Below are 21550 nucleotides of genomic sequence, written 5' to 3'. Positions count from 1 at the left end.
CTATTCCCCTTTTATGAAATAATAAGTTCTTGTTTCTCGATATGTTCCATTACGTTTTCGAGTTCCTGCATCGTTTCTATCGTAAAGTGCGCCCCATTTTCAACGAAACGATTGCGAACTACTTCTATTTTTTCACGAAGTTCTACCGGATCCATATTCTCCACTTCCTCTTCAGTTAAGCCGAGTTCGCTACTGCCGAGAATTACACCCACTGTCCACATACCAGCATTTCTTCCCTCTTTCATATCTGATACCGTGTCTCCAACTTTTATCATATGATTCATTGGATATACACCAAGCTCCATCGCATTTTTATAGCACATCCACGGATACGGACGACCTGCTGGAACATCATCTGGTGTTACAAGAAAATCAGGTTTATACCCTTGTAGTGCTGCTTCTTTTGCTACAATGTCCATCATTTCTCTCGTATAACCAGTCGTTGAACCAATTTTAATTCCTCTTTCACGTAAAGAAGCAATCACTTCTTTTACTCCATTAACCGGCGACGCATAGCGCGGTAAAATAGTGAAGAGAATCTTTTCGAATTCTTCATACATCTCCTGAATGTCTGCTTCTGTTGGTAATTGTCCGAAAATACGATTCCACTCACTCGCAATACGAGGCATCTCTGTTAATGCCCTAACATGATCAATTTTCAATAATCCCATTGGCTTACGGGCTTCTTCTGCAGTAATTGCAACACCTCGTTTATGGAAAATCTCCATAAATACTTCCAGTGGTGCAAAACATCCGTAATCAACTGTTGTACCTGCCCAATCAAAAATAACTGCTTCTACTTTCATCCAATCCATCACCCTTCTTATTTATCTTTTTTGCCATTGTGACGTTCGGTTACGAAGTGCTTTCGTTCCCCATTCATATACAACTCTCACTACAATATTTGTAACAACAATAAGTACACTCATTGCAGCTGCTGGTGCTACATTTCCTGCATCATCCATATTTACAATTGATACGGCAGCTAGTTTAAAATCAGCTGCATACAGGAATACAACTGCTGAGACAGTTACCATTGAATTTACGAAGTAGTACATTACCATTTCTAAAATGGCTGGTAAACACATCGGTACCGTAACTCGAAAGAATGTTTTATAAAACGGTATCCCCATCGACTGTGAAACAAGTTCAAACTCTCGGTCCAATTTCTTTAAAGCTGTCGTTGCCGTAACAAATGTTACAGAATAAAAATGAATGATATTGACTAGTACTAGCACAGCAATTGTTCCGTATAGAGAATGGAACGGGTTCGTTACGGAAAGTCCAAAGATTTGTATTGTTGGTTGACTAAAGAAGAAGACGTAGCCTAACCCAAGTACTAAACCTGGTATCGCTAAAGGGACGATAGAGAAAAAGTAACCTGCTTTTCGGAAAAATTGTAGCTGATCTATTTTCTCAATCGCATAAGCGAACATAAATGTTAAAACCGCTCCAATAACCGCAGTAATTGCTGAAACAATTACGCTATTTTTAAATGCTTCAAGTCCATCTCCTGTTAAACTGGAAAAATTAAAATGCTCAAATGTAAAGCTCATATTATATGGCCATACTTTCACACTTGCAGCAATACCAACTGCCACAAATAATAGAATGATCATAAGCGTTACTACGCTACAATATACGAACGAAATAACATCTCGTTTCTTATTATTTATTATTCTGTAAGGTACTGATTTGGAAGATAAGAGATTCGCCTGCTTTCTTTGCGTAATGCGATCAACTGCAAAGGCAAATATAGCTGGGATTAATAAAATCATTCCAACAGTTGCACCCATCGGCATATTTTGCTGCCCAATTACTTGCTTATATACGTCAGTAGCAAGTACATTATATTGCCCACCAACAATTTTTGGTGCCCCAAAATCAGTGAAACTAAGTGTAAACACAACGAACATCGCACTAATTAATCCGTACTTTACACTAGGTAAAGTAACAGTGAAAAATTGCTTTGTTTTACTCGCTCCTAACATATTAGAAGCTTCATATAAACGATAATCAGAGCCTTGAAAAGCAATTAATAATATAAGAAATGCTTGCGGAAATGTATACATGACTTCAGCCATTACAATTCCTACTGGTCCATATAAAGGGATTTGTATCCCTTCAAACAAACCAAACATTCCTTTCGTTACTAACCCTTGATTACCAAATAAATATGTAAGTGCGATACCATGCATCATCGTTGGTGCGAATAATGGTAACAACGCAATATATTGAAATACACGCTTTCCAAACACATTCGTACGAGCGATCGCATAGGCGTAAGCGAAAGCGAGTGTCACTGCAATAATTGTTGTCGCGCCCGAAATCCATATCGTATTTTGTAATGATTGAACTAGCGTTGGTGTTGTAAAATATTTACTGAAATTCGCAACACCAATGAAAGCTCCATCTTTATCGTAAAAAGCTTGTGTAAACAATTGTAATAGAGGTAATACAAGCATGATCAAAAACGCGAGAAGCATACCAATAATTAATAGTCTTTGTATCCACTCTTCTTTACCGATACGTCTCTTAATCTTTTTTTTCGTACTTTCTACCTTGAAATCTTCTAACATCTCCATCTATACAATGACCTTCTTTCCATATGACAACATATGATTTTCTGAGAAAGAGATTTGAATCGGCTTTCCTTTTCTAATTGCAGTTGCTTCTACTTCTGATGCCAATATATCCACTACAATTTTCTCGTTATAAAGATGTGTTTTTTCTTCTACGACCCGCACTTCCGTCCGATATACAGATCCGCGAAATTCCATGCTTTCCACAACCGTTTTAATACCATCCTTTTGTACAACTGTTACATGCTCAGGACGAATTGCATGTTCTTCATTGTTTTTCGAAAAGAAATTAATAGAACCAATAAAATCTGCCACAAATGGATTGGCTGGTCTTTGATAAATCTCCTCTGGTGTGCCAATCTGCATAATTTCCGCATGATTCATTACAACAATTTTATCGGCCATCGTTAATGCCTCTTCTTGATCATGCGTAACCATAATAGTTGTTACTCCTACTTTTTCTTGCAAATCACGCATTTCTCTACGTAACTTTTCACGCACTTTTGCATCTAAAGCAGATAATGGCTCATCGAGTAACAAAATATCCGGAGACAGAGCGAGCGCACGTGCAAGTGCTACTCGCTGCTGTTGTCCACCAGACATTTGAGCAGGATATCTATCTTTTACATTCAGCAAATCTACAAGTTCTAACGCCTCTAGCGCTTTCTCTTTTACTTCTGCTTTTCCATATTTTTTTGTCTTTAAGCCATATTCAATGTTTTCAAGTGCTGTTAAATTCGGAAATAATGCATACGATTGAAACACCATTCCGAAATTCCTCTTTCCAGGAGGTAATGCTGTAATATCTTTTCCATCCACAGCGATACTACCTGTTGTTGCCTCTTCTAGCCCTGCTAAAATTCGAAGCAATGTTGTTTTCCCACAACCACTTGGGCCTAATAAACATACAAACTCATTTTTTTTCACAGTAAAAGAAATATCTTTTAACGCTGTAAATGCATCAAACTGTTTTTGAATGTGTTGAATTGATAAATATTCGCTCATTTTTTCTCTCTCCCACTCACTTACTTTTTCGGTTCTGCTTTTTGGCCAAACTCTTTTTCCCATTTTTCTAAAATTTTGTCACGATTTTCTGCTGCCCATTTAAAGTCATTCTTTTTGTATAACTTTTCTGTCACATCTTTAGGGAATCCATCTGGAAGTTTATAATCATTTTTAATTGTCGCGAATCCATTTTTCTCGAAGTATAACTTCATTACATCATCAGTAATTGCCCAATCTAAAAATGCTTGCGCTAATTTTTCATTTTTTGCATTATCTTTTTTAATAAGTGCGTTCGCTTCTACTTCCCAACCTAACCCTTCTTTCGGCAATACAACTTCAACTGGTGCACCTTTTTGTTTCTCTTTCAAAGCACTATAAACCATTGATACGCCAACTGGATATTCACCTGCGCCTGCTAATTTCGCTGGTTTTGAACCTGAATGAGTATAAGTTGCCATATTATCATGAAGTTTCTTCATGTAATCCCAGCCTTTATCTTCACCCATAATTTGTAACCATGCAGAAACTGTTAAAAATCCTGTTCCAGAAGAAGCTGGATGTGGCATAACAAGCGTTCCTTTATATTCTGGTTTCGTTAAGTCTTCGTATGATTCTGGCATCGGTAAATTTTTCTTCTTTAATTCTTCTTTATTTATAGCAATCCCCGTCATAAATGCCGTATTACCTACCCATTTTTCTGGTTGCTTATCATCTTTAAATTGCGGAAGAACACGATCCGCTCCTTTTGGAGAGTATCCTTTTAACATATCTTTTTTATCTAAAGCTAATAGACTAGACGCTGCTGTTCCCCATACAACATCTGCTTGTGTATTTTTTCCTTCAGCTAGCAATTTCGCTGTAATAACTCCAGTTGAATCACGAACAATGTTCAGTTTCACATCTGGATATTTCTTTTTAAAAGAATCAAGATAAATTGGTACAAGTTCTTCTTCAATCGCTGTGTAAACAGTTAATGATCCAGATAATTTATCATCCTTTACTTTTGCCCCAGCACTTTCTTCTTTCTTTGCACCACACCCCATTAATAACGAAAATACCATTCCAGTTGCTACAGCTTTAAAGATTGTTTTTTTCACTGTCTCTCTCTCCTTTTATAAATCTTATGTACAACTCTAATATAAACAACTAGTGTAAAAGCAGTATTAAACCAACATTAATCTTTTGTTTGTTGTTTGTTTTTGTGTAATACGTTGCTACTTCTATATTTTTTCGCATTTTTCTGCTAATAGTGAACACTAAATTTACAAATAATTAAAAAAACCTTTATAATCCCACAAAAAAATGAGGCGTTTGTAAAAAACGCCTCATTTTTGTTTACCTTTTTTTGAATTACGATTTGCATACTTCGCGCTATTTTCTCCTTCATACTCTAATGCAAATTCTGCATCTGGTAAGCTTTCTTTCGGAGTTTTATTATTGTTGTTTGCCGCATTTTGTTTCACTTTTCTTTTTACCAATACATTCACCTGCTCTCAAGAATTCACTTTCTACTCTAGTTTGAAACAACATTAAATAATTATTACTGGCAAGTGTTAACAAGTACATAAAGCCGCTAGATGGAAATACTACCTATGAAAAAACATTAGAAAAGGGGCGATTATTTTGAAGAAGAAAGATAAAATCCAGTCACCAATTTTAGATGAAACGCTCCCGCATCAAATGAATTTCCCATCTTTTAAAGGAACAGGAAAGAAGATGCAACAACCTTTCATAAATCAATATGACGTCGTAATCGGAGACAGTAAATATGATTCCGAGAATAGTCCACTTCACAATTGGACTGATGAAGTAGACCCTGCCATTATGGCTGGAGAAGAATGGATTCATCCTACAAATGATATTGGGTGGATTTCAGAAGAAAATCAAGAGTTGCTAAAAAAAGAAGTGGATAATAAGAATGAGGCTTTTATGCATCCGCAATTTGGCATTAACGACTAAAAAACCATTCTACCTCACATAGGTAGAATGGTTTCATACTATCCAATAATAATTCTCTCTTTCGGGTATTTATAGCGAGGTGGCTGTTCTCTTCCCCCACTAGCCAGTATAAATGTTAAAATACCGACACGCCCAATAAACATAAGTACAATGAGTACAAGTTTACCAACAGTTGTTAAATCTGGCGTAATACCTGTCGATAGCCCTGTCGTTCCGAAAGCAGAACACACTTCAACAATTAAACTCATAAGCGGTACATTTTCCGTAATAGATAAAATAAAGAGTGCTGTGGCACATAATAAAATCCCCATCGTCATAACGACAGATGCTTTTAGCACGTCTTCTTCATGTAACTGACGTTTGAAGACTCTAACCGTTCTTCCACCTCTTGCAAAAGTGTATAACGATAATATACTAACAGCAAATGTTGTTGTACGTATTCCGCCCCCAACCGAACTTGGAGATGCCCCTATAAACATTAATATACTCATAAATAAAAGCGTCGGTTGTGACAATTCACGTATATCCATTGTAGCAAGTCCACCGCTTCGCGTCGTCACAGATTGGAATAATGTATAGAAAACTGTTTCATGCCATGACTTTCCTGCTAAAAATTGATTTCGTTCTAGTAAAAAAATCATAATGGTTCCAACGATAACGAGGGCAAAAAATGTTGTTGTCGTCAATTTTGTAAATAACGAAAAGCGGAATAGTTGCTGTCGCCTTTTACTAAAGAATTGCTTTATTTCCATTAACACCGGGAAGCCAATCGCTCCTAAAATAATAAGTAACATATGAATCATTTGCACAATATAATCTTTTTTGTACGGAATTAATGATTGTCCAGTTAAATCAAATCCGCCGTTCGTGGTTGCACTAACAGCGGCAAAGAAACCGTGAAAATAAGCTTCTTGCCAAGTTGGAAAATAAAGTAGAAATCTTGTACCTAATAGTATCGCTCCGATAAGTTCTATCGAAATAATTACAATTAAAATAGAACGCATCAATTCTACAAGGCCTGATAAATTCCCTTGATTATGGTCTGCCATAATGAGTCTTCTTCTCTGCAAACCGATCTTTTTCCCCGTTATAATCCAAACAAACGTACCAAGTGCCATAATTCCTAAGCCGCCTAATTGTAAAATAAGGGCTAACATAATAATTCCTGCCGTAGTAAATGTATCTGAAATTGTAACAACAGACAGTCCCGTAACACTTACCGCACTAACAGATGTAAAGAGGGCATCGATAAATGTCCATTTCACACCAGACTTCGTAACAAACGGGAAACTAAGCAATATCACCGATACAACTACTGCTAATAAATAAAACAAAACAATGAGTTGTACAGGACGTAATTTTTGTAAAAACTTTTTTATATCTCTCATTCCATCACTTCGCTACCTTTTTTCTATCGATTAAATAAAGAAAAATCTTCACTTTCTTTATTTGTAAATAACTGCTCAAATAATTTGGCAAATACCATTCCATACACAGTTCCATTACCTCCATATGGCAATGCGTAAAATAAATTATGTATCTCTTTGTCTTCTTTTAAAATAGGGAGACCATCATGACTACCGCCAAATGCTGCCGCCCAATAGTACTCTGCCTGTATATTCTTATACTGCGGGAACATCTCTTTTACAATGTTAATAAGGATATCACGCTTATGCAATAATTTCGTATCACCAATTGTTTGAATTTGCATCGCTTCATCTAATCCGCCTACAATAATACGGTTTTGATACGTTCGAAAATATAAGTAAGGCCGTGCTGTTTCCCAAATTAATGATTGTTCATGCCAGCCTTCAAATGAATCTACCTTATTTGTCACCACTGCATATGATGTTTCCACCGTTGTATTTTTTTCTTTCTTTCCGAAAAGTACTTCATAACCTGTCGCCATAATAATATTCTTTGCTACAATTTGATTTCCTGTTTTCGTGTAACAAATTAAATCATTTTGGCGTTTTTTTATATGTATGGCCTCTGTATGCTCAAGTATAGTAGCTCCCATTTGATTTGCTTTATGCAAAAGGCTATGCGCTAATAAATACGGATTCACTTCGGCATCACCATGCGTATATAACGCTGCTTGTTTTATAAATGAATACTTCTTCTTCATATGTGAATCGGTAAAATATTCAACCGGGAATCCATAATGGCGTAACGTATTATATTCTTCTTGTAAAAACGATACATCCTCATTTCTACTTGCATAATACAAACTACTTCGCGGAATAAACTGGGGATCAATATCGAGAGTCGGTACAACTTGCTCCATTGTTCGTAGCGCTTCGTAACAAAGCTTATATGCTCGTACCCCCTTTTTTTCACCAAATGTATGGATAAGTGAGGTTAGCGATTTATCATGAAGAAATTGTAGTAAACCTGTATTAGCAGCTGTGCTACCACATGCGATTGCTCGTTTTTCAATGAGCGTAACACGCATTCCAATTTTCGCTAACGAATACGCTATATGAGCACCTGCTTCTCCGCTTCCGACTACAAGCACATCACATATCATATCATTTTCTAATGATGGATAACAAGGTATAGAAACTCCTGTATTCCAAAACAACTTACCAGTCATAAGTTTCATAATTATACTCCTAAAATATAAATTTCTCCTTTCTATCTTTTGTTATTTCCCATAAAAAAATCCAACTAACATACGCTAGTTGGATTTTTTATTTTTAATTAGAACGCTCCTCCAGCCAATTTCCAACCGTCGGATATGTTTGTTTTACCGCTGTTCCACCGTAAACGATCGACATATGTCCCGTTGGTAAACATACATATTGTTTATCTGTGCTAGAAATATGGTCTAGCAAAGCTTCTACTTGGCATGGCAGGGCGATATGATCACGTTTCGCAGAAATATTTAAGACATTCGCCTTAATATTTGCAAGGTCTACCTTTTGTCCACGAATAACGAGTTCACCTTTCACTAATTTATTATTTTGATAAAAATCACGAATCCATTGTCTATACGATTCACCCGGGAATGGAATACCGTCACCAACCCACTTTTGAACTAATTTCCAGCTTTCGACGAAGCGCTCATTTTCTGAACGATCAAGTAAAGCGACATACGGACCTACAAAGTTTGTAATTGGTTTTAACATCTTATTTCCGAAATCAATCATTTCTGGCGGAATATTTCCGAATGTATCAACCGCTTTATCTAAATTGAAGTATTTCTCATCTAATAAAGGACCGTATAATCCTGTTTCAGAGAAATCAAAAGGACTTGTCATAAAGATTAAGTTGCGAATTGGCATGTGCGGATGAAGTGCTGCATAAATAGAAGTTAGCGTTCCACCCATGCAATAACCAAGTAAAGAAATCTCGTCCGATTTCGCAGTTCTCATTACTTTCTTCACTGCTTTTGCAATATAATCAAACACGAAATCATCAAATTTCAAATGACTATCTTCTAAACCAAATGTGCCCCAATCAAGCATATACACATCAAAACCACGATCTACTAAATATTCCACTAAACTATTTCCTGGAGTTAAATCCATAATATACGGTTTATTAATAAGCGCGTATATTAATAGGATTGGAACTCTCTGTGTTTTTTCTTGTTTTGGAATGTAACGATACAGCTTCGTTTTATTCTTCGTCCAAATAACTTCTTTTGGTGTTAAACCAACTTGTGGTTCTGGTTCGCGCAATAAAACTTCGCTCGCTCTTTTCACACGGCGATATGCTTTACGATATTCTTCTGGGTACAACTCCAATTGCTTTTCCCATTCCGTTACGAATGTAGTCATTTTTCTATCTCCTTTTCGGTCGATTTATTTCTAAAAAAAGAAGTGCATTCCTGCTATGGATATGCACTTTTTTCTCGATTCATTACATGTATAATCCACCGTTAATGTTTAATTGCTGACCTGTGATATATGCACCGTCACGGCATAGGTATACTACACCTTTTGCAATTTCATCAGCTTGACCAAAACGTTTTTTCGGGATTTTCGCAACGATTTTTTGACGTACTTCTTCTGGTACTTCTGCTACCATTTCAGTATCAATAAATCCTGGGCAAATTGCGTTTACAGTTATATTTGTTTTTGCAAGCTCTAATGCTAATGATTTTGTAAATCCTAACATACCTGCTTTTGCTGCAGAGTAGTTTGTTTGTCCAAATCCACCAGCTTGGCCAATAATAGAAGAAATACTAATGATTCTTCCTTCTTCTGCTTCCGATATGTATGGAAGTACCGCGCTTGTTGTATTAAATACACTGCTCAAGTTCACGTCAATTACGCGCTCCCAATCTTCACGATTTAATTTTTTGAATGTACGATCTCTTGTAATACCAGCATTATTAACAAGAATATCAACTTTACCAAAATGATTCACAGCTTCTTCTACAAGTCGGTTTGCATCTTCTACTTTCGAAACATCCGCTTGAACTGCATAAACGTCATGTCCTTCTTTTTCTAATTCATTTACTAAGTTTTCAGCTGCTTCTTTACTGCTGTTATAGTTAATAACTACTTTTGCTCCCTCTTGTGCTAATGCTACTGTAATTGCTTTTCCAATTCCTTTTGCCCCACCTGTTACGATTGCTACTTTGCCATTTAATTGAACCATTTCTTTTCCCCCTTAAATGAATTTGTGAACGATTGTTATGAATCATTTTGGTACTCATATTAATAGAGTCCATATATTAATTATGTTTCGTTGTTTATACATGAAAAAGAGATTCTCCCTTTCCCTTTTACACGTTATAAACAAACGCTATTATCATTTTTTATTTTCCGGCTTATTCGCAGGTTTTACTTCTTCTTTTGCAGGTACTTGTAGTTTCGCTAGTACTGCATTTTGCTTTTCTAGTAACTCTAAAATTTGATCAACTTTCGTTTCTAGCGTGCGAATATCTTGTTTTACTTTCGTAACATCACGTTTTAATGTAGGAGCTTGTCCTAATGAATCCACTTTCTCTTCTAGAATTTCCTCAATGTTATCAACTTTATTTTCTAAATTGATAACAAGCGTAGCTACTCTAGCGATATCCTCTCTCGTCGGCACATTAACTTGTTCTAAATAATTTTTTGTCGTATCATTTAATGCTTTTTGATAAAACAAATTCAAATCTAGAACGCTGCCCATCCAAGCAGAATATTCTTCTGTTTTAATTGTTTCATTGAGCGCTTTTCCCCAAAATGTTTCGGTTTGTTCATAAGCATTTTTCCATGCTTGCAATGGATCGAATTTTTGATCAATCACTTCGCCTACACTCCCTTTTTCGTTTTTGAAACAATTCAACCTATTCACTATTTTCTAATATTCTGAATAAAACTTCAAGTCTATATTTTATTTTTCTTTATTTTCCGATAAATGTGTTGACATTAAAAACAGATAGGTGTAAATTGCACTTATAAGCAAAAAAATTCCATCTAACTGATTCATGAGGTGATGCACAATCATGCTACATAATGAACCAGAACACCCAGAAAGTTTGGAAAAAAACCAAGCGAAACAACCAAACTCCATGCCCAAAAACTTCTTAGTTCCTTTCTTACTTCTCTGTCTAAAAGACTGGAGTCTTCATGGTTACAAACTCATTCAAATGCTAATGGACATCGGCTTTTCTTCTGTTGACCAAGGTAATGTGTATAGAACATTGCGCAAGTTAGAAAAAGAAAATCTCATTTCTTCCACTTGGGATACAAGTGAAGGCGGGCCAGCGAAACGAATTTATTCTTTAACAGAATATGGAGAGCAATATTTAACAACATGTGCAACTTCTTTTGAACATTATCAAAATATGTTGCGGACGTTTTTTACGTTATACACCAATGCGTTCTTTCCATTTTCTACTTCTCCAGAAAAGGATGAAAAGGATTCTTCATCTTCACCTGGTGGTACAGCAGAGTAATCTGCGTTCACAATATGTAAAAAAACATTTGGAGGTCAAACAATGGAAATTAAGCCATACGAATTAGTCGATGCATTTTGGAAAAACTGGTCTCAATCTCTTTCCCTCTTCTCTTCAGCTGGGAAACAATTAGAGCAACTTACTTTAGAAACTTTAAAGCAACAACAAGACGCTTTGCATAAATTAACATCAGGAGTAGATGAACTAGAAAAAGAACTACAACAATTCACTGCTCAGTTCAATAACCAATATACAGATTACGTGAAGCAATTAACTGGAAACTCCTTAAATGATCAAATTAACGAGTGGCAAGGGAAATGGAATGAACTTTCTAATCAAATGCACCAACTGACTGTTTCTCCTACGAAAACATCTTTGTCTATTCTTACTCAAACTAGCGGTCAATTTGAAGAAACAACAAAACAATTTATTGAACAACAACAATTACAACGTGAAGAGGTTCAAAAACAGTTAGAAGTTTTTTTGGGAGAGTTCAAGTCCAAACAACTAGAACTCGCAAAGCAGTTCGAGGAAAACTCAAAAAATTTATTTACTTCCATCAAGTAAGAAAAATGTGGGAGCTAACTGCAGCACAAACAAAACTCTTTCTTCCTCCTACTACATCAAGATGGCTAGCATTTTTCGATATGGAAAAGAAGGAGGCCAAAATGAATCCATTTCAAGAAGCACAAACTGTTCCGGAGCTTCGTTATGATGAGATTCAAGTCGGTGATCAAGCATCCCTTACAAAAACTATTACGGATGAGGACGTTATTAATTTTGCAAAATTAACTGGAGATGTGAATCCTATTCATATTTTAGATTCTTTTGCAAAAACGACAATGTTTAAAGAACGTATTGCTCATGGCATGCTCGTTTCCAGTTTCATTTCGACGATTCTTGGAACGAAACTCCCTGGCAAAAACACGATTTATTTATCTCAAAACGTTTCATTCCGTGCTCCTGTCAAAATCGGTGATACACTTCGCGTTGTGGCAGAAGTCATTAAAAAACGAGACGATAAAAAAATCATTACGTTGCAAACAAACATATATAATCAATCCGGTGATATTGTCGTGGAAGGTACAGCGACAATACTGAAAAAAGAGTAGCAAATTTGCTACTCTTTTTTCTATCCAATAACTTCTAATCACACCGATTACTTCCGCGTATGAGTACGTCGTTTCCACATAAAATAACGTTACCAGTTTAGATAAGTATTTAGCTGAACTGGACTACTCATAAGGATGTGTATCAACATGGTAAAAACAAACAAATTACTAGTTCCAGGTGCAGAACAAGCGCTTGAACAATTTAAATATGAAATCGCACAAGAATTCGGTGTTAGCTTAGGTTCTAATACAGCATCTCGTTCTAACGGTTCAGTTGGCGGTGAAGTAACGAAACGACTAGTCGCTTTAGCTCAACAACAATTACGTGGATAATACAATAACCTATGGCTTAGAGGCAGATATTCTCTGCCTCTTTCTATTTTTAACATACATAATCGTGCTTTTTCACATACTAGTAAGAGCAAACTGAAAGGAACGATATGTGACATGAAACGGATTAATATTAGCATGAGTCCTCCCCGTGTTCTTACTTTGTCTTTTATTATGTTATCAGTTATCGGTACATGCTTATTAAAACTACCAATTGCTACAACAACTTCTATTTCATGGATCGACGCTTTATTTACAACAGTTTCTGCTTGTACTGTTACTGGGCTTGGTGTTGTAGACACCGGAAAAGTATTTACTTTGTTTGGACATTGTGTCATTTTAACGCTTATACAAGTAGGGGGACTTGGCATTATGAGCTTTGCCGTTTTAATTGCGATTATGCTCGGCAGAAAAATTGGTCTTCAAAACCGAATTTTACTACAACAAGCGTTAAACCAAACGAACATTGGTGGTGTCATTCGTCTTGCCAAAGCATTATTTTTATTCTCTTTTACAGTCGAATGTATCGCTACTTTGATTCTTTCTTTTGAATGGGTACCAAAATACGGGATTGCTAAAGGGATCTATTATAGCTTTTTTCATTCGATCTCTGCTTTTAACAATGCTGGTTTTTCTGTGTGGAGCGATAATTTAATGTCCCATTCTCATAGCATTCTTGTCAATTTCGTTATTTCCTCCCTCATTATTTTAGGTGGGATCGGCTTTACAGTAATCGTAGATATAAAAAGAAAGAAAAATTTTAAAAACCTTACATTACACTCAAAACTTATGCTCTCTTCTACTCTAATCGTCAATATTATTGCGACTGTTTTTATTTTTATATTCGAGTTCCACAATTCCCTTTCTATGAGAGGATTTACCCCATTTGAAGAAGGAATGGCCGCTTATTTCCAGGCGGTTTCAACTCGTACTGCCGGGTTTAATACAGTTGATATTTCTGCATTATCAAAGCCTTCCCTACTATTAATGATGCTCCTTATGTTTATTGGCGCTGGTAGTGCTTCAACCGGTGGCGGAATTAAGTTAACAACATTTTTAATCATGTTTTTTGGGGTATTTAAATTTTTACAAGAACAAGATGATATTGTCGTGTTTAAAAAATCTATTAAAGATACTCTCATTGTCAAAGCATTAACCATCACTATTATTTCCATTTCATTTATCTTTTTTGCTATTTTAATTTTAAGTATTACTGAACGAGTTCCTCTATTAATGAGTGCTTTCGAAGTATTTTCAGCATTTGGGACTGTCGGTCTCAGTATGAATTTCACACCACACTTAACTATGATCGGAAAAGCTATTATCATCTTTATGATGTTTTTTGGGAAAATGGGACCTTTAACATTGGCTTTTTCATTTGCACGTAAAAAGAACCGAAAAATAAAATATCCGAATGAAGATATTTTAACAGGTTGACAACCGTATACATTATCCATATAATGAGAGTACAATAGCATATCTCCAAAGGGGAGTAGCGTCCAAGAATATTTCTTGGAAACAAAGTCGTCATTACGTAGAACTTAGTTCTTCCGGCTTTGTTGGCATTTTCATTACATATGTCTAGCAAGACCTTTGCCTATTAACGGCAGAGGTCTTTTTTGTATTAATTTCCAAATTCTTCCAAAGTTAATAGGCAGGAGTATGGGGAAACTAAATAGTGGGGAAATTCTTCACTTATTTAGTACTTATAGAAATGAGAGGAGAATGTACATGGATGTATCATTATTATTGGAGTATGGTTGGGTATTACTCATCCTAATTGCACTAGAGGGGATTTTAGCGGCTGATAACGCTCTCGTTCTTGCAATTATGGTAAAACATTTACCAGAAGAAAAACGAAAGAAAGCATTATTTTACGGATTAGCGGGGGCATTTGTTTTCCGATTCGGATCGTTATTTATGATCTCGTTCTTAGTCGACGTATGGCAAGTGCAAGCAATCGGTGCCATTTACCTTATGTTTATCGCTGGTAATCACTTATTTAAAACGTATGTTAAAAAGAATACGGATGAAGAAACAGAAGAAAAAGAAGCAAAGAAAAAACAAGAGAACTTTTGGTGGACTGTATTTAAAGTTGAGGTTGCTGATATCGCCTTCGCAGTTGATTCAATTTTAGCTGCAGTTGCATTAGCAATGACTTTACCAAAAACAGGATTAGGTACAATTGGTAGTCTTGATACTGGGCAATTCGTTGTTATCTTTGTAGGTGGACTTATCGGGTTAATCATCATGAGATTTGCAGCAACTGCTTTCGTACAAATCTTAAAACGTAAACCAGGACTTGAAACTGCAGCATTCTTAATTGTAGGTTGGGTTGGTGTGAAACTAGCAGTTTATACATTAGCACACCCTGCATTAAATGTAATTCCGCATTCATTCCCAGAATCTACACTATGGAAGCTTACATTCTGGATTGTATTAGTCGGAATCGCAGTTGGCGGTTGGTTCTTCTCGAAAGAAGTAGAAGTAAAAGTAGAAAAGAATTTAGACGAAAAAGCGCTGTAATTACAGCGCTTTTTCTTTTTCCCTTCCCCTCTCAATGTCCAGAAAAAATTCTATTATACTACCGTTTGTAAGCGTTTTCCAAATATATGTATGTCCTTTTTGTGAAACATTGCACAAACTTATTGAAACTAAGAACAATTCCATGTACTTTATTCATATAAGGAGTATTTATAGATGATGTACTAAAGGAGCGTATTACTCATGCTAGAGCAAGGAATAGATTATGTTGTCAAACTGGCTAAGAGCAAAAAACAAATGCTAGATACAAACCCGATGCAATATTTCATTCGTGCCGCACTTGCGGGTATTTATATCGGTTTTATTATTGTACTATGTTTTAAATTAGGTAACTTTTTTCACATTGCAGATTCACCGGCAACTTATTTAGCTGCTTCTATGTTTTTCGGAATTGCCCTCGTACTTATTATATATGGCGGTGCTGAATTGTTTACTGGAAACACAATGTACTTTACTGTAGCAACTTTAAGAAAAGAAACAACGATTTCTGATACACTTCGTAACTGGGTCGCTTGTTATGCAGGGAATTTAGCTGGAGCTTTATTCTTTGCCTTACTATTTTATGCAACTGGAATTTTCGAAGCAATTGATCACGGCCATTTCATGAATAAAGTAGTAGAAGGAAAAATGAATACACCTACAATGCAATTATTCTTTAAAGCAATTTTATGTAACTGGCTTGTATGTCTTGCGTGTTTCTTACCTTCTCAAGTTAAAGGTGATACAGCAAAAATTATGATGATGATGCTACTCGTTTTCACATTCTTCTTATCTGGTTACGAGCATAGCATTGCAAACTTATCACTGTTTGCTCTATCTTTAGTTTCACCGCATCCGGAGACAATTTCTTTTGCAGGTGCTATTCATAACTTAATTCCAGTTACAATCGGTAACATTATTGGCGGGTCCGTCTTTGTCGGCATGGTATACCATTACTTAACAAAGAAAGTACCTGACGTGAAACAAGAAGAAACTGAATTAGTAGCGGCTCAACAAGAAGAAATCATTCCGTTACAAGCACATATGAAACATTAAAAACTCCAAAGTAAAACTTTGGAGTTTTTAGCTCCCCACATATTTAACAACAAGGTGCGGATTAATTTCGCCTTCTTCCTTTCCCTTATTAATTCTCTGTTTCATCTTGTGCATACCGATGAAATCATTCGTATGAAGGTGAATTTCATTTACATATAAACCCTCTTTACAAAAAGCCTCTACAAAATCTAATCCATTTCTTTTCCCCCATCCCATATTAAAATCAAGGGAAAGAATATTCACATCATAATCCCGAACCATTTGCAAGGCACATTCTACTGTAGTGGCGGGCACATACCCGTACGGACAACTTCTTTGATCATCCATATATACATTCATGTTCTATCCTCTCTCTATTTTGTATACGTGAACAACATGTAACATATTGCCCCAATGCTAATAAAAGGACCGAACGGAATTTGGCTCCTCATTTTCATACGTTTTAATACTATACCAACTCCAAAGAAACAAAGACTAAAGCAAGATGCTAAAAATAAGATCATAAAAATCCCTTTCAGTCCCACTATAAATCCAAGTAACGAAAGTAATTTTATATCTCCTCCACCAAGCCCTTCTGGATATATCTTTTGCATACAATATAACAAAATGAATATAACGCCACTACCAACTATACTATCTGTCCAAGTCACTAACGGCACAAAAACACATTCTAAAATGAGTAAACAGGCAAACCAAGCTAAAATACGATTGGGGATTAACATATATATGTAATCTGTAACTGAAATAATAAGAAGTAGAGAAAAAAGCGATAAAATGATGATAAGCTCCCGTTCCACCCCAATCATATATACAGTAAGAAGAAATATCATTCCTGTTACAAGTTCAAATACTACGTACAAAATTGAAATTTTCCTCTTACAATTCGTACAACGTCCTCTTTGTATACAAAAAGAAATGATTGGAATCAATTCTTTTGGCTTTAGCACATACTTACAATAATGACAATGTGAACGCGGGGTAATGATAGACTCACCAAGTGGTACTCTCATCGCAATTAACATAAAAAAAGAACCAAACACCATCCCCACTAACAATGCATATAAATAAGTGAACATCCCTTCCTCTCCTTTCCAGAAGAACATAGCAAAAAAAGGAGAGAAATTCTACTTCATATTACTTCTATTCTATTAAAAAAGCAGGCCATTTTCTGGCCTGCTTTCCCCTCTTTTATACGATGAAATATACTGCTTTTAATGGTCCGTGTACTCCGACAACAAGATTCATTTCAATATCTGCCGAGTTACTAGGTCCTGTAATAAAGTTAATACAAGATGCTACTGCCTCGCCATTTTCTACACGTGTGTTCATATCCTGAACTGCTTGTGTAATACGAGGCACAAGTGTTTCACGTGGAATAATAGCAAAGTATACAGTCGGTAAAAAGTGTAAAGAACGACCTTGGCCTTTATGACTTTGTACAACAATCGTACCAGATTCAGCTAAAGTATAATCACTAAATGCGATTCCAATATTCGCTCTTTCTGCGATACGCATATTCTCTTCTTTTTTCTCAGGATCCCATACATTCACTTCAACATTTTGCTTTGGAAGCTCTTCTTTAAATAAAGAAGTCAATCCATAAGAATCAAAACGTTCGTCTGCCGATAACATAATAGGTCCCCCGCCGTTTTCCACGATTACTTTTTGAATATCTTCACGTAAACGGTCGTTTGTCGTTTCCACTACAGTTGTATGAATGTTTGTACATTGATTTTTAAATACTTCTAACAATTCTTCTTTTGAATAATCTTTTAGCGTTTCTACATTCACATTACTTTTCCATGCTGGACGCTTTACGCCTTCCGTTTTCCGCTCACGTCCAAGTTCTTTTGCAATATTATCTAGAAAGGACTCACGGTTTTGAATTAATCCTGTCATTATTTGTCCCCGCCTTTCTTATGATCTTTATACCAATCACGGAATCGTTCTTTACTTGGAGCCGGGAATTCACGAATATCTGTCCAGTTTTTAAGTGGCCCAACACCTTTTGATACACGGTTGCCCGATGTAAATGGACTCATTGCTGCTGGCGCCATTTTTGATCCCATTTTATATAAAGCTGCTGAAGATGCACCCATACTAAACATTTTCATTGCTAATTTTTCTGCAAGTGGTGCACGTCCTTCTTGCTCAACAATTACTTGACGATGTTTTAATAATAAATCATGCAATGGTATTTTTACTGGACAAGCTTCTGTACACGCTCCGCATAAACTAGAGGCATATGGAAGCTCTTTGTAATCATCGTATCCACCTAAAAGTGGTGTTAATACCGCACCGATTGGTCCTGAGTATATAGAACCATACGAATGTCCACCAACGTGACGATATACAGGACATACGTTAACACAAGCAGCACAACGAATACATTGCAATACTGAGCGGAATTCAGACCCAAGAATTTGAGAGCGGCCATTATCAACAACAACTAAGTGGAATTCTTCTGGTCCATCTACTTCCTCTTCTTGGATTGGTCCCGCTACAGTTACATAACTTGTTAATTTTTGCCCTACTGCACTACGACATAGTAAACCAACTAAAACATCTAATTCTTCCATTGTCGGAACCATACGTTCCATACCCATTACTGCAATTTGAGTTTTCGGAATCGACATAACAAGATCGGCATTACCTTCGTTCGTTACTAAACAAAGAGAGCCAGTATTTGCAACTGCAAAGTTACAACCTGTCACACCAATTTCTGCATCCATAAATTTCTCACGAAGTTGTTTACGAACAAACTTTGTCATTTCATATGGATCATCAGAATTTTCATAGCCAAGCTTTTCTTTAAATACATCACGAATTTGCGTTCTGTTTTTATGAAGTGCGGGCGCAATAATATGTGAAGGTGGATCGTTATCTACTTGCAAGATATACTCTCCTAAGTCACTTTCTAACACTTCACAACCAATCTCTTCAAGGGCATGATTCATACTAATTTCTTCAGTTACCATTGATTTTGATTTTACAACTTTCTTCGCTTGTTTCTTTTTTGCAACGTCTTGAATATACTTTGCTGCTTCCTCTTTCGTTTTCGCAAAGTACACATGTCCGCCTCTTTTTGATACATTTTCACTTAACTGCATTAAGTAATAATCAAGATTTTCTAACGTATGTTGGCGAATTTGTTCACCTAGTTCACGCCACTCTTCCCAATTCCCTAATTCTTCCGCTGCTTTTAAGCGATTCGTATATAAGCGCGTTTGCGCAGAAGATACTGCTCCGCGCATAAAAGAATCTTGAATTCCATCGCCAACGCGATCATTAAATTTTTTCTCACTGATTTTCATAGACATAGCTTATGTTCCCCCTTCATGAGCGACTATTTAGTACCTCAGCAATATGCATTACTTTTATTTCTTTTCCTAAACGCTCAATACGTCCGCCAATGTTTAACAAACACCCACAATCTGCACCGATTAAATAATCAGCACCTGTTTCCATTGCACTATCTACCTTCTCATCTACCATTTGCTCGGAAATTGGAGTCATCTTCACTGAAAACGTTCCCCCAAACCCACAACAATTTTGTTCGTTTGGCAGTTCTCTCACAGTTAATCCTTTTACGTTTGATAATAAAATTCCTGGTGCCTCTTTTACTCCAAGCAGGCGTGTCATATGACAAGATTTATGAATAGTAGCTATCCCTGGTAAGCTTGCACCAACATCTGTCACTTTTAAAACATCTACAATAAATTGTGTAAATTCATATGTTTTATCAGCAACCTTTTGTGCACGTTTAGCCCACTTCGGATCATCTTTAAAAACATGCGGATACTCATGAAACATTGTCGCACAAGAACCAGATGGTGTAACGATATATTCTGCATCTTCGAAAGTTTCAATCATATGTTTCATCGCTTCTTTTGCTGCTTCTACATGGCCGCTATTATAAGCAGGCTGACCACAACAAACTTGTGCTTCTGGAAATTCAATTTCACAACCTAAACGCTCCAACACTTCAACTGTTGCTTTGCCGACGTTTGTTTCAAACATATCGACTAAACAAGTAACAAATAAAGTAACTTTCATAATTATTACTCCCCCTTTTTACAACTCCACCAACAAACATATGGTCATCAGATGACTAAGAAAAGAAGAAGTAGGCTCAACCATGGCCTATCCTCTCCCTCTTCTAAAGAAAACGCTTACTTAATCTTTCTCTATTTTATCAAAAAATTTGATTTTTAAAAGATTAAATTACGAATTTATATCGTTTTTACCTGTGACAATATGTTCTACATTTGTTAAATGATCTAGCATTGCTTGCTGCGCTAATTCTACATCTTGCTTTAACACTGCATCATATATAACTTGATGCTCTTCTATAAGTCGTTCTGATGTTGTTTGTTCACCATATAAAATAATGCGTCTTGATTCACCAATCGTTTCAGCAATCATCTCTGAAACGTGATTCATGAGTTCAAGCAAAATGTTGTTATGCGAAGACTCCGCAATTCCCATATGGAACTGAAAATCTGCTTTTTCGCCAGCCTTTTCATCTCCAATGCTCTTTACCATTTCATCTAACCAATGCTTCATATTTTGCAAATTATCTTCCGTACGTTTTGCCGCAGCTGCTCGAACTGCCCCCACTTCAAGCACCTTTCGTACTTCTAATAAGTTTAAAATATCTTCTTTCTTCATTAATAATTTATTGTTTAATGATTTTGTTAATGAAGAAGAATCGAAATTCTTCACATATGTACCTTCTCCTTGTTTCATCTCAATTAAGCCCATTGCTCTTAGCGCACTTAGCGCTTCACGAACAGCAGATCTACCCACTTGAAACTGCTCAGCTAATTGATGTACAGGAAGTAGTTTGTCACCAGGTTTTAACGTACCATTTTTAATCATTGTTAAAATAGCTTCAGATACTTCTTCGTAAATCTTTTTCGGTTTAATAGATTTGTACTCCAGTTAAATCACCTCAGTATCTTCCAAACAACAATTGAAACGATTTATAAGAACTTTGCATCATAACTATTTTAGAACGAATTGGTAAGAAGTACAAATGTTTTGTTCATAAAATCGTCAAATTTTTAATATTTATTTGATAT

24 protein-coding genes and 1 riboswitch are annotated in these 21550 nt (G+C 36.1%); of the genes, 8 read left to right on the top strand and 16 right to left on the bottom strand.

The features are described 5' to 3' along the window. Positions 1–11: 11 nt before the first annotated feature. From phnX to ykzP, 5 genes are all read right to left on the bottom strand, one after another. Positions 12–806, bottom strand: coding sequence for a phosphonoacetaldehyde hydrolase (gene phnX / locus ACSG5Z_RS19285; RefSeq protein ID WP_088062571.1), 795 nt, complete (start codon positions 804–806; stop codon positions 12–14). Positions 807–827: 21 nt separating this feature from the next. Then, positions 828–2585 carry a putative 2-aminoethylphosphonate ABC transporter permease subunit gene (locus tag ACSG5Z_RS19280; RefSeq protein ID WP_060489478.1) on the bottom strand — a complete coding sequence of 586 codons (1758 nt, stop codon included), beginning with the start codon at positions 2583–2585 and terminating at the stop codon, positions 828–830. Then, the gene (locus ACSG5Z_RS19275) at positions 2586–3587 is read right to left on the bottom strand and encodes a putative 2-aminoethylphosphonate ABC transporter ATP-binding protein (RefSeq protein WP_137034923.1); all 1002 of its coding nucleotides are present in this window, start codon (positions 3585–3587) and stop codon (positions 2586–2588) included. Positions 3588–3607: 20 nt separating this feature from the next. Continuing rightward, on the bottom strand, positions 3608–4684 hold the full coding sequence (locus ACSG5Z_RS19270; protein ID WP_000750887.1) for a putative 2-aminoethylphosphonate ABC transporter substrate-binding protein: 1077 nt from the start codon (positions 4682–4684) through the stop codon (positions 3608–3610). 228 nt (positions 4685–4912) lie between these two features. Then, a complete protein-coding gene (ykzP, locus tag ACSG5Z_RS19265; RefSeq protein ID WP_435711980.1) occupies positions 4913–5065 on the bottom strand; it encodes a protein YkzP in 153 nt (50 codons plus the stop codon). A 145-nt stretch (positions 5066–5210) separates the two neighbouring features. Here ykzP and ACSG5Z_RS19260 point away from each other — a divergent pair, with 145 nt between their 5' ends. Beyond that, entirely contained in the window at positions 5211–5546 is a 336-nt protein-coding gene (locus ACSG5Z_RS19260; protein WP_000725963.1) for a DUF3905 domain-containing protein, read from the top strand. A 38-nt stretch (positions 5547–5584) separates the two neighbouring features. On the opposite strand, the gene ACSG5Z_RS19255 is transcribed toward ACSG5Z_RS19260, so the two are convergent. The 5 genes from ACSG5Z_RS19255 to phaR form a co-directional block, all read right to left on the bottom strand. Beyond that, entirely contained in the window at positions 5585–6934 is a 1350-nt protein-coding gene (locus ACSG5Z_RS19255) for a TrkH family potassium uptake protein (protein ID WP_001204694.1), read from the bottom strand. Between the two features lie 23 nt (positions 6935–6957). Next, positions 6958–8151 (bottom strand): NAD(P)/FAD-dependent oxidoreductase, encoded by a 1194-nt coding sequence (locus ACSG5Z_RS19250; protein ID WP_060489471.1) that lies wholly within the window; start codon positions 8149–8151, stop codon positions 6958–6960. 94 nt (positions 8152–8245) lie between these two features. After that, positions 8246–9331: a class III poly(R)-hydroxyalkanoic acid synthase subunit PhaC gene (gene phaC, locus ACSG5Z_RS19245; protein WP_000206842.1), complete on the bottom strand. Its 1086-nt coding sequence runs from the start codon at positions 9329–9331 to the stop codon at positions 8246–8248. A gap of 82 nt (positions 9332–9413) precedes the next feature. After that, on the bottom strand, positions 9414–10157 hold the full coding sequence (locus tag ACSG5Z_RS19240) for an acetoacetyl-CoA reductase (RefSeq protein WP_435711979.1): 744 nt from the start codon (positions 10155–10157) through the stop codon (positions 9414–9416). 153 nt (positions 10158–10310) lie between these two features. Beyond that, positions 10311–10793, bottom strand: a complete 483-nt coding sequence (gene phaR, locus ACSG5Z_RS19235; protein ID WP_000566954.1) for a polyhydroxyalkanoic acid synthase subunit PhaR — start codon at positions 10791–10793, stop codon at positions 10311–10313. A 199-nt stretch (positions 10794–10992) separates the two neighbouring features. Here phaR and phaQ point away from each other — a divergent pair, with 199 nt between their 5' ends. The 7 genes from phaQ (at position 10993) to ACSG5Z_RS19200 (ending at position 16466) form a co-directional block, all read left to right on the top strand. Continuing rightward, entirely contained in the window at positions 10993–11445 is a 453-nt protein-coding gene (gene phaQ / locus ACSG5Z_RS19230; protein ID WP_000903018.1) for a poly-beta-hydroxybutyrate-responsive repressor, read from the top strand. A gap of 42 nt (positions 11446–11487) precedes the next feature. Next, positions 11488–12012, top strand: a complete 525-nt coding sequence (phaP, locus tag ACSG5Z_RS19225; RefSeq protein WP_435711978.1) for a polyhydroxyalkanoic acid inclusion protein PhaP — start codon at positions 11488–11490, stop codon at positions 12010–12012. 101 nt (positions 12013–12113) lie between these two features. Further along, positions 12114–12557 carry a MaoC family dehydratase gene (locus tag ACSG5Z_RS19220; RefSeq protein ID WP_001067917.1) on the top strand — a complete coding sequence of 148 codons (444 nt, stop codon included), beginning with the start codon at positions 12114–12116 and terminating at the stop codon, positions 12555–12557. Positions 12558–12704: 147 nt separating this feature from the next. Then, positions 12705–12890 (top strand): alpha/beta-type small acid-soluble spore protein, encoded by a 186-nt coding sequence (locus tag ACSG5Z_RS19215; protein WP_000241212.1) that lies wholly within the window; start codon positions 12705–12707, stop codon positions 12888–12890. Positions 12891–13004: 114 nt separating this feature from the next. After that, positions 13005–14324 (top strand): TrkH family potassium uptake protein, encoded by a 1320-nt coding sequence (locus ACSG5Z_RS19210; protein WP_435711977.1) that lies wholly within the window; start codon positions 13005–13007, stop codon positions 14322–14324. Between the two features lie 38 nt (positions 14325–14362). After that, a riboswitch (yybP-ykoY riboswitch) is annotated at positions 14363–14528 on the top strand. 90 nt (positions 14529–14618) lie between these two features. Continuing rightward, positions 14619–15413 (top strand): TerC family protein, encoded by a 795-nt coding sequence (locus ACSG5Z_RS19205; protein WP_000383317.1) that lies wholly within the window; start codon positions 14619–14621, stop codon positions 15411–15413. Positions 15414–15614: 201 nt separating this feature from the next. After that, entirely contained in the window at positions 15615–16466 is an 852-nt protein-coding gene (locus tag ACSG5Z_RS19200) for a formate/nitrite transporter family protein (protein ID WP_048545034.1), read from the top strand. 27 nt (positions 16467–16493) lie between these two features. On the opposite strand, the gene ACSG5Z_RS19195 is transcribed toward ACSG5Z_RS19200, so the two are convergent. From ACSG5Z_RS19195 to ACSG5Z_RS19170, 6 genes are all read right to left on the bottom strand, one after another. Continuing rightward, the gene (locus ACSG5Z_RS19195; RefSeq protein ID WP_098962295.1) at positions 16494–16805 is read right to left on the bottom strand and encodes a cyclic-phosphate processing receiver domain-containing protein; all 312 of its coding nucleotides are present in this window, start codon (positions 16803–16805) and stop codon (positions 16494–16496) included. 14 nt (positions 16806–16819) lie between these two features. Beyond that, the gene (locus tag ACSG5Z_RS19190) at positions 16820–17542 is read right to left on the bottom strand and encodes a prepilin peptidase (protein WP_435711976.1); all 723 of its coding nucleotides are present in this window, start codon (positions 17540–17542) and stop codon (positions 16820–16822) included. A 112-nt stretch (positions 17543–17654) separates the two neighbouring features. Then, positions 17655–18365 carry a LutC/YkgG family protein gene (locus ACSG5Z_RS19185; protein WP_000147203.1) on the bottom strand — a complete coding sequence of 237 codons (711 nt, stop codon included), beginning with the start codon at positions 18363–18365 and terminating at the stop codon, positions 17655–17657. Continuing rightward, the gene (locus tag ACSG5Z_RS19180) at positions 18365–19786 is read right to left on the bottom strand and encodes a LutB/LldF family L-lactate oxidation iron-sulfur protein (protein ID WP_000061936.1); all 1422 of its coding nucleotides are present in this window, start codon (positions 19784–19786) and stop codon (positions 18365–18367) included. The genes ACSG5Z_RS19185 and ACSG5Z_RS19180 overlap by 1 nt, the downstream gene beginning before the upstream one ends. A 16-nt stretch (positions 19787–19802) precedes the next feature. Then, positions 19803–20522, bottom strand: a complete 720-nt coding sequence (gene lutA / locus ACSG5Z_RS19175; protein ID WP_000869144.1) for a lactate utilization iron-sulfur protein LutA — start codon at positions 20520–20522, stop codon at positions 19803–19805. 168 nt (positions 20523–20690) lie between these two features. Next, the gene (locus ACSG5Z_RS19170) at positions 20691–21380 is read right to left on the bottom strand and encodes a FadR/GntR family transcriptional regulator (protein WP_255256195.1); all 690 of its coding nucleotides are present in this window, start codon (positions 21378–21380) and stop codon (positions 20691–20693) included. Between the last annotated feature and the right edge of the window lie 170 nt (positions 21381–21550).

Source organism: Bacillus pretiosus, assembly GCF_051294775.1.
In the GTDB taxonomy this organism is placed as follows: Bacteria; Bacillota; Bacilli; order Bacillales; family Bacillaceae_G; genus Bacillus_A; species Bacillus_A wiedmannii.
Note: the sequence above shows the minus strand (reverse complement) of the source record. Positions and strands in the feature narration are given on the sequence as shown.